Consider the following 8332-nt stretch of genomic DNA (forward strand, 5'->3'; position numbering starts at 1 on the left):
TTCACGTTCAACCCGATCACGTTCTCGGTGCAGTTCGTGCAGGCCATCGTCCAAGGCGTGCAGGACGCGCTGAACGGCGGGGCAAGCATGCTCGCCCCGAACACGGCTTCCAACAACCAGATTCAGAGTGTGCAGTCGTTCTCGCGGCTCGCCGCGGGACCCGTTCAAGATGACCCGCCAGCGACCCTCGTCGAGAAGGGCAACAAGCAAACCGCGGTCGTCCAGAACCTCGTCGACGAGAACCCGGTCGATGAGAACAAGGTCGACGAGAACGTTGTCCAACCGGATGTCGGCCAGGACGACGCCGCCAAGGCCGCGGCTGCGGAGCAGAAGGCTGCTGCGGAGGCTGCGGAGAAGAAGGCTGCTGCGGAAGCTGCGGAGAAGAAGGCTGCTGCGGAGGCTGCGGAGAAGAAGGCTGCTGCGGAAGCTGCGGAGAAGAAGGCTGCTGCGGAGAAGAAGGCTGCTGCGGAAGCCAAGGCCGCCGCCGAGAAGGAAGCCAGCGACGCCGCTGACCAGGCAAGGAACGAAGCGGCCGAGAAGGCCAAGGCCGTCAACGGCAACGGCAAGCAGGACGAGGCAAATGACGCCGCCGACAACGCCAGCGCCGACGACCACCAGGCCGCCGCCTAACCCCCGAGATACGAAGAACGCCCCGGCACTCGACGAGTGCCGGGGCGTTTCCCGTGAAGAGTCCTAAGCCACCGCACCGGGCTTCAGGTACGTGACCAGGCTGACGTCGATGGCCTCGTCGACGAAGTAGTACTGGCACCCCGTCAGGTACTTCATGTACCGGTGGTAGTTCTCCTCGTCCGTGGCGGCGATCGCCTCGTCCTTGTGGTTCTCGAGCGCAGCCGCCCAGATGCCCAAGGTCTTGATGTAGTGGTTGCGCAGCGACAGCGTCTCCGGGACCACGAAGCCCGCCTTCTCGCCGTGTTCGACCATCATCTTGGTGGTCGGAACGCGACCGCCGGGGAAGATCTCGGTGATCATGAACTTGACGAACCGCGCCAGGTCGAACGTCAGCTTCTTGCCGCGCTCGGCCAGGTCGTACGGGTGGTAGCCGACGCTGCTCTGGATCGTCATCCGTCCGTCGTCGGGCATGACGTCGTAGCACGTCTTGAAGAAGTCGTCGTAGCGCTCGAAGCCGAAGTGCTCGAAGGCCTCGATCGACACGATGCGGTCGACGGAGCCACTGAACTGCTCCCAGCCCTCCAGCCGCACGTCGAACGTGCGCTTGCTGTCGAGCTTGCCGAGCAGCTGCTCGCAATAGGCCTGTTGGTTCTTGCTCAGCGTCAGACCGATGACGTTGACGTCGTACTTCTCCATCGCGCGCTGCAGCGTCAGACCCCAGCCGCAGCCGACCTCGAGCAGCGTCATTCCCGGCTTGAGGTCCAAGCGCTCGAGGTGCTGGTCGACGTTCGCAATCTGCGCCTCGGACAGCGTGGCGTCCGGCCGGGTGAAGAACGCGCAGCTGTACTTGCGCGTCGGATCCTGGAACACCCCGAAGAAGTCGTCCGACAGGTCGTAGTGGGCTTGGATGTCCTCGAAGTGAGGAGTCATATCCTTCGTGCCAGTGGAGTTGTCAGACATGTTTCCCTGCTAGGCCTTTCCTCATCACGACGGCGCTGTAGTCGATCGCGTATCGAGAGTTACTGTGACCGCACCCTACGTGGCCAGAGCCCGCGAAACGGGCAACTAGCCGTACACGCTAGCGTTTTGCAGGGGTTTCACCCCAATTTGGTCGGCGCCTTCGTGAACGTGAACTGATTCACGAAGGCCTGCCTCTGGGCGAACAGCTTGGCGCACCCCGTCAGATAGTGCATGTAGCGGTCGTAGACCTCCTGGGACTGCAGCGCGATGGCCTCGTCCCTGTGGGCGCTCAGCGCGTCGGCCCACAGACTCAGGGTTCGAGCGTAGTGAGGTCGCAGCTCCTGCGTCCGGGTGAGGGTGAAGCCGGCCTTCTCGCCCATCGGGCCGACCATCTCGGCCTTGCACAGCTGACCGCCGGGGAAGATCTCGGTCATGATGAACTTCACGAATCGGAAGAGCTCCATCGTGAGCGGTACGTCGTTCGCCCTGGCGTACTCCATCGACATCCCGCAGATGGTGTGTAGCAGCATGACGCCGTCGTCGGGCAGCACCCGGTAGGCCATCGCGAAGAAGTCGTCGTAGCGGTCGTAGCCGAAGTGTTCGAAGGCGCCGATCGAGACGATCCGGTCGACGGGCTCGTCGAACTGCTCCCACCCGTTGAGCAACACCCGCATGGAACGTGAGCTCTTCGAGGCGGCGAATAGCTTCTCGACGTGAGCGTGCTGGTTCTCGCTCAGGGTGAGGCCGACGACGTTGACGTCGTACTTCTCGACGGCCCGCAACATCGTCGCCCCCCAGCCGCACCCGATGTCCAGCAGCGTCATCCCGGGCTCGAGACCCAACTTGCCCAACGCCAGGTCCATCTTCGCGAACTGGGCCTCTTCCAGCGTCATGTCGTCACGCTCGAAGTAGGCGCAGCTGTAGGTCTGCGTCCGATCCAGGAACAAGCGGTAGAAGCCGTCGGACAGGTCGTAGTGCGACTGCACGTCGTCGAAGTGTGGAACGAGGTCGGCCATTGGACGAATGCTACGGGTGGCGCCTTCGCGCGCCGAATCGTCTACTTGGCCAGCGTGAACTGGTTGACGTCGATGTAGCCGACCTTGAAGCCCTCGGAGCAGCCCGTCAAGTAGTGCATGTAGCGGTCGTAGACCTCTTCGGACTGCACCGCGATGGCCTCGTCCTTGTGAGCCTCCAACGCAGCCGACCAGGTGTCGAGCGTCCTGGCGTAGTGCTTCTGCAGGGACTGCGTTCTGGTCAGCTCGAAGCCGGCCGTGGTCCCGTGCTCACCGACCATCTCGATCGTCGGCAGGTAACCGCCCGGGAAGATCTCCGTGAGGATGAACTTGACGAACCGTGCCACCGAGAACGTGAGCGGCATTCCACCCGCCGTCATCTGCGGAAGCGTGAGCGCCGTGATCGTGTGCAGCAGCATCACACCGTCGTCGGGCAGCGCCTTGTAGGCCATCGCGAAGAAGTCGTCCCAACGGTCCTTGCCGAAGTGCTCGAAGGCGCCGATCGAGACGATCCGATCGACGGGCTCGTCGAACTGCTCCCAACCGTTGAGGAGCACGCGCTTGGAACGGGGGCTGTCGTGCTCGGCGAACACCTTCTCGACGTGTGCCTTCTGGTTCTCGCTCAGCGTCAGTCCGACGACGTTGACGTCGTACTTCTCGATGGCCCGCAGCATGGTCGAACCCCAGCCGCAGCCGACGTCGAGCAGCGTCATGCCCGGCTCGAGGCCGAGCTTGCCCAGCGCCAGGTCGACCTTGGCGAGCTGGGCCTCCTCCAGCGTCATGTCGTCGCGCTCGAAGTACGCGCAACTATAGGTCTGGGTCGGGTCGAGGAAGAGGCTGAAGAAGTCATCCGACAGGTCGTAGTGGGCCTGTACATCCTCGAAGTGCGGCTTGAGGCCACCCTTCTTACGGGTAGTCGACATGGTGGAAAATGCCTCTCTTGGCTGATCAGTGGCCCGGCGACGTCGCCGATGACTCGCCAAGCCCCCCAATGCGCTCAACCGCGCACTCTACGCCGATCAAGACCGGCAGCCGAATTGGACGACGACCGACTCCGTCACTATCTCGCCGCGTCACGGAGCTTCAGCGAAGGTCGTCTTCAGCTCGCCGACGATGTCGTCCCAGAGCGGTTCTGGCAGGTCGTGGGCCATGCCGTCGAACAACACCAGCCTGGACCTGCGGATGGCCTTGACGAGGGCGCGACCGCCGGCGGGGCGCATCAACTTGTCCGCCCGCCCGTGGATCACCACCGTGGGCGAGGTGATCTGCTTGTCGTACTCGAGCAGGCTGCCGCTGCCGAGAATCGCGCCGAAGTGCCGCCCCACCCCCGCCGGGTAGTAGGAGCGCTCGTAGCTCTCGACGGCGTCGGCCACCATCTGTTCCTCGGGAACGGGGTAGGCCGGGCTGCCGATGATCTTTCCGACGCGCACGGAGTTGGCGATGATTCCCTCGCGGGAGGTGTCCTTGGGGCGCGTCGTGACGGCGCGCAACTGCTTGGGCCCCGGCGGGGGGAGCAGAGCCTGATTGTTGCTCGAGAAGATGACGGCCAGCGTCTTGGTGCGGTGCTGGTACCGCGCGGCGAAGATCTGCGCGATCATCCCGCCCATCGATCCGCCGACGACGTGCGCCTTCTCGACTTGCAGATGATCGAGCAGTGCCGCGGCGTCGTCGGCCATGTGCTCGAGCGTGTAGACCGCGTCGTTGCGCAAGCCGAACTGGGACCGCACCATCCGGGGCAACAACTTCGCCCCGGTGTGACGACCCTCGACCTTGCTCGAAAGTCCGACGTCGCGGTTGTCGTAGCGGATGACGCGCAACCCCTGGTCCACCAGCCGCTCGCAGAAACCCTTGCGCCAGAACAACAATTGCGCGCCCAGCCCCATGATCAACAGGACTGCCGGGTGGTTCTCGTCACCCATGTCCTCGTAGACGATGTGCAAGTCACCCGACTTGGCGGCTCCGGTACGTACCTCCACCTCGACCTCCCAAGGTTCGCGCGTTTGTCAAAGGCTACGGGGCAGGCGTCGAGGTCGCCGTGACGTCCCGGCCACCCCTTCGCTCCACCGCCCATCGCCACTGTGGCCCAAAGGTCCCGGATTACCGCTGACGAATTCGACACGGAATGGCTGGTGCGGCAGCAACGGTGTTCGTGGTTCGACCCATCCACACTCACGCCGTAAACCGCCGAACGCTGCCCGACGTCAATTGTCGATTCCCTTTCGTCGCGGGTTTGGGAGCCTCTTCGGCTTAATCATGCGCCGCGGCACGTCGCGGCTCGTTGGTCGCCCTGGATCGCCTGGTCGAAGCGGCAGTCGCGTGAACCTCGCGTCGTCAAAATGTCGCGAAGCGCACCCTGGCGGAACTCATTCCGTGCGCAAGTAAATTTTTGCCAAACTTGCACGTGCGCGGTACGTGAGAGCGGAGTTGGCGTCCCCGATCTTTCGAGGTCGTACGTTGGGATGGCCTCTCGCGCACGGCACTACTGGCCGGGGACTCGTCCACGGCGGCGCCTGGTCGTCGTCACCTGCGAGGCGGTCGGGATGGCTGAAGTCGCACCTCAAGAAGTGTTTGCTACCCGGCGAGCATGCCAATCGGCATGGCTGGACGGCACAAAGCGGTTCATGTCGACCACGAACATCTACTGGTGGAGCGGCTGGGAACTTGCTGTGAAACGGTTTGAAGATCTATCGAGCTAAGAATTCGCCAAGCAGAAGGGATTTTGGTCGCAAGTTTGCCAGAAATGCTTGCGCCGTAACTGACGGATGTGTCATTGTGTACGTCAAGCTGGGGCGACTCGAGTCACAGGGAGGCTGCTGCTCGTGGGGGCGGGTAACGCACGGACGGCGTATGGCGAAGGCCAGACGCGGTCCCAGGTTCGCGACATGTCATGGCGAAAAGGTCTCGGACCGCGACGATAAACAATGCCGGCGGCGACTTCTTCCGACCCATCGCGCGGGTCGAGTCGCTCAACTCTTTTTCATTCGCTTTCTACCCGTCAGGTGAAGGGGTAATCAATTATGCCCAATGACATTGCGCCGAATGGCAATCGTTACGTCCAATCCATGATCGCTCGGTGTGGCGTCGTGATGGATGATGCCGTCGGCGCTCGCGAACTCGCGGACGACTGTGCGGTCGCCCATCGTCGCGAGGGCGTGGACCTCCTGAGCGTCGAGTGCGTCGCGAAGGCCGTCGCCGGCGTCCCGGCCATCGGCAACGCGCTGAAGGCCCTGCAAGCAGCTGGCTGGCGGGCGACGATCGCCGGCAACCGGATAACCGTCAACGAACAGGTGTTCGTGCAGTTCATCGCGTCGACCGTGGGCAAGTTCGGTCGGGTCGGGGCGACGTGCCTGATCTACTCCGTCGCCGAACCGTCGCAGGTGTGGGTCGTCGGCACCGGATTCGGTGACGGCGTCACTCAAGGTTTGGAGACGGCGTGAACGGGTGCGGGAGCCGCCCTATTTGCGAGGGGCTGCCACGGGGCGCCACGCGTCCGTACGTGTCGGTGGTGATCCGGCGCTCAACGAGGAAAGGAATCTGGCACCGATCGCGGCCCGTCTTGGCGAAGGCGTCGACGAGGTCGTGTTCGTGAATGGGGCGTCCGTGGACAACACGGCAGAGGTAGCGAAAGCTCTGTGGCCCAGCGGTGTTCACATTACTCAGAGCCGTACCGGCAAGGGCAATGCCCTGGCGTGCGGGTTCGCAGCTGCGTATGGTGACATCATCGTGATGATCGACGCCGACGGCAGCACCGATCCGCTGGAGATTCCACGGTATGTCGCCGCGCTGACGGCGGGCGCGGACTACGCCAAGGAGTCCCGCTTCATGGAGGGATGGCTCCGCCGCGACCGCTTCTGACCGAGGTGCCAACGGGTCAGGCGTCGAGCTCCTCGGAATGCTCGCGGCTGACCTCGACCATGAAGTTGGCGAAGTACCCGGTGAGCTGCGGGTCGGTCATCATCTGCCACTTCGGCGCCAGCAGCTTCATGTAGCGCTCGACGTAGAGGAACTGCTTGCCGATCAGGACGAGCTCCCGCGGCAGCTTGACGTCGTAGGCCTCGGCCAGCGCCGATAGCTGCTTGCCGATCGCGGCGTAGGACAGGTCGCCCAGTGACGTCGCCGTGAGCGGAGTGGCAAACGCCTCAAGGTCTTTCGCAGCTTCGCCCTCCGGCTTCACGTTGCCGACGGCGCCTATGAGGACGACGATCTTGCCCGCCGCGGCGTGGTCCTTCTTGACCAGCAGGGCGTACACCAGCTCGCGCAGCAGCCACCGGGTGCGTGGATCGACGCGGCCCATGATGCCGAAGTCGAAGAAGACGATCTTGCCGTCGGCGTCGACGTAGAGGTTGCCAGCATGCAGGTCGCCGTGGAAGAGGCCGTGCCGCAGGCCGCCCTCGAAGACGCTGAACAGCAGGGCCTTCACCAGCTCGGTGCCGTCGAACCCGGCCTTGCGGATCGCGGCCACGTCGTCGATGCGGACGCCCTGGATGCGTTCCATCGTGAGCACGCGCTCGCTGGTCAGATCCCAATACACCTGCGGCACGCGGATGTTCTTACCCAGCGGGGACGCGTGCATGTGCGCCACCCAGGCATCCATCGACTGCGCCTCGAGCCGGAAGTCGAGTTCCTCGGCGAGGTTGTCGGCGAAGTCGGCGACGACGTCCTGCGCCGAGAGCCGACGGCCGAGCTTCGCCAGTTCGACGAGCTGCGCTCCGCGCTTGAGGATCTGCAGATCGGCCGCCATCCGCCTGCGGATGCCGGGCCGTTGGATCTTGACCACGACCTCCTCACCCGAGTGCAGCGTCGCGTAGTGCACCTGGGCGATCGACGCCGAGGCGAACGGCAGCTCGTCGAAGCTCTGGAACAGGTTGGCGGGGTCGTCGCCCAGCTCCTCCTTGAAGAGCTTGTGGACTTGTACGGTGTTGGCGGGCGGGACGCGGTCGAGCAGGCTGCGGAACTCCTTCGACATCGGTTCGCCGAAGGCGCCGGGGCTGGACGCGATGATCTGGCCGAACTTGACGTAGGTCGGGCCCAGGTCGGCGAACGCCTGCGGGATCTGTTTGATGATCTTCTGCTGCAGTGAGCCGCGGCCGGCGAGCTTGCTGACGACCCGCGCGCCGGTGCGGGTGAGCTGCCATCCCGTCACGCCGATGCGGGCAGCCTCGACCCGCAGCGGTACCCGGTCCAGCTGGGCTACCTCGCGGTGCTTGGTGGTTGTCATCCCTGCAGTGTCTCAAAGGTGCCGGTCGGGCGGAAATCTCCTGTGCGCCCGGTCACACCTGCTCGTTCGCGCAGGGGCGGTGGCGCGACTAATCGCGGGGGAAGTTCTCCACCAGCGCGTCCACCACGGGTCGCCACACCGGCTCGGGCAGATCGTGGCCCATGCCGTCGACCACGATGAACCGCGCCCCGTCGATGAGGCGAGCCAGGTTGCGGCCGTTGCTGATTCGCATCATTGGGTCGTGCGACCCGTGCACGACGATGGTCGGCGCGGTGATGCGCCGGGTGAAGCGCAACAGGCTGCCCGTGCAGAGGATCGCGTCGAACTGCCGCAATCCGCCCTGCGGATAGTCACTTCGCGCGGTGAGCGTCTCGACACGATGGCGCAGTTGCTCGTCGGCAGGGAGGAAGTTGGGGCCGTTGATCACTGCGATGTTGCGCATCTCGATCGCGACCTTGGCTGCCCGCGGAGCGTCCCTACCCGGCGGGTTGAGCGCCAGCTTCATCACCCG

The 8332-nt window shown here is 64.3% G+C and carries 7 protein-coding genes and 2 pseudogenes; 3 read left to right on the top strand and 6 right to left on the bottom strand.

What is annotated here, in order from left to right:
- Window positions 1-630, top strand: a pseudogene (locus VET27_RS19090) (hypothetical protein); the annotation flags it as partial.
- Window positions 631-693: 63 nt separating this feature from the next.
- Here VET27_RS19090 and VET27_RS19095 read toward each other — a convergent pair.
- The 4 genes from VET27_RS19095 to VET27_RS19110 all read right to left on the bottom strand — a co-directional run bounded on the left by VET27_RS19095 (window position 694) and on the right by VET27_RS19110 (window position 4579).
- Window positions 694-1590, bottom strand: a complete 897-nt coding sequence (locus tag VET27_RS19095) for a cyclopropane mycolic acid synthase family methyltransferase (protein ID WP_526520953.1) — start codon at window positions 1588-1590, stop codon at window positions 694-696.
- A 137-nt stretch (window positions 1591-1727) separates the two neighbouring features.
- Window positions 1728-2606 (bottom strand): cyclopropane mycolic acid synthase family methyltransferase, encoded by an 879-nt coding sequence (locus tag VET27_RS19100; protein ID WP_526520955.1) that lies wholly within the window; start codon window positions 2604-2606, stop codon window positions 1728-1730.
- Between the two features lie 41 nt (window positions 2607-2647).
- On the bottom strand, window positions 2648-3526 hold the full coding sequence (locus VET27_RS19105; protein WP_526520957.1) for a cyclopropane mycolic acid synthase family methyltransferase: 879 nt from the start codon (window positions 3524-3526) through the stop codon (window positions 2648-2650).
- Window positions 3527-3676: 150 nt separating this feature from the next.
- Entirely contained in the window at window positions 3677-4579 is a 903-nt protein-coding gene (locus VET27_RS19110; RefSeq protein ID WP_526520959.1) for an alpha/beta fold hydrolase, read from the bottom strand.
- A 1086-nt stretch (window positions 4580-5665) separates the two neighbouring features.
- Here VET27_RS19110 and VET27_RS19115 point away from each other — a divergent pair.
- Window positions 5666-6040, top strand: coding sequence for a hypothetical protein (locus tag VET27_RS19115; RefSeq protein WP_526520961.1), 375 nt, complete (start codon window positions 5666-5668; stop codon window positions 6038-6040).
- Between the two features lie 20 nt (window positions 6041-6060).
- A pseudogene (locus tag VET27_RS19120) lies at window positions 6061-6434 on the top strand (glycosyltransferase family 2 protein); the annotation flags it as partial.
- Between the two features lie 40 nt (window positions 6435-6474).
- On the opposite strand, the gene VET27_RS19125 reads toward VET27_RS19120, so the two are convergent.
- Both VET27_RS19125 and VET27_RS19130 read right to left on the bottom strand, forming a co-directional pair.
- On the bottom strand, window positions 6475-7821 hold the full coding sequence (locus VET27_RS19125; RefSeq protein ID WP_526520963.1) for an ABC1 kinase family protein: 1347 nt from the start codon (window positions 7819-7821) through the stop codon (window positions 6475-6477).
- 88 nt (window positions 7822-7909) lie between these two features.
- The coding region (locus tag VET27_RS19130) for an alpha/beta fold hydrolase (RefSeq protein WP_526520965.1) at window positions 7910-8332 on the bottom strand (423 nt) is incomplete at its 5' end.

Source organism: Mycobacterium sp. (assembly GCF_035633495.1).
Taxonomy (GTDB): domain Bacteria; phylum Actinomycetota; class Actinomycetes; order Mycobacteriales; family Mycobacteriaceae; genus Mycobacterium.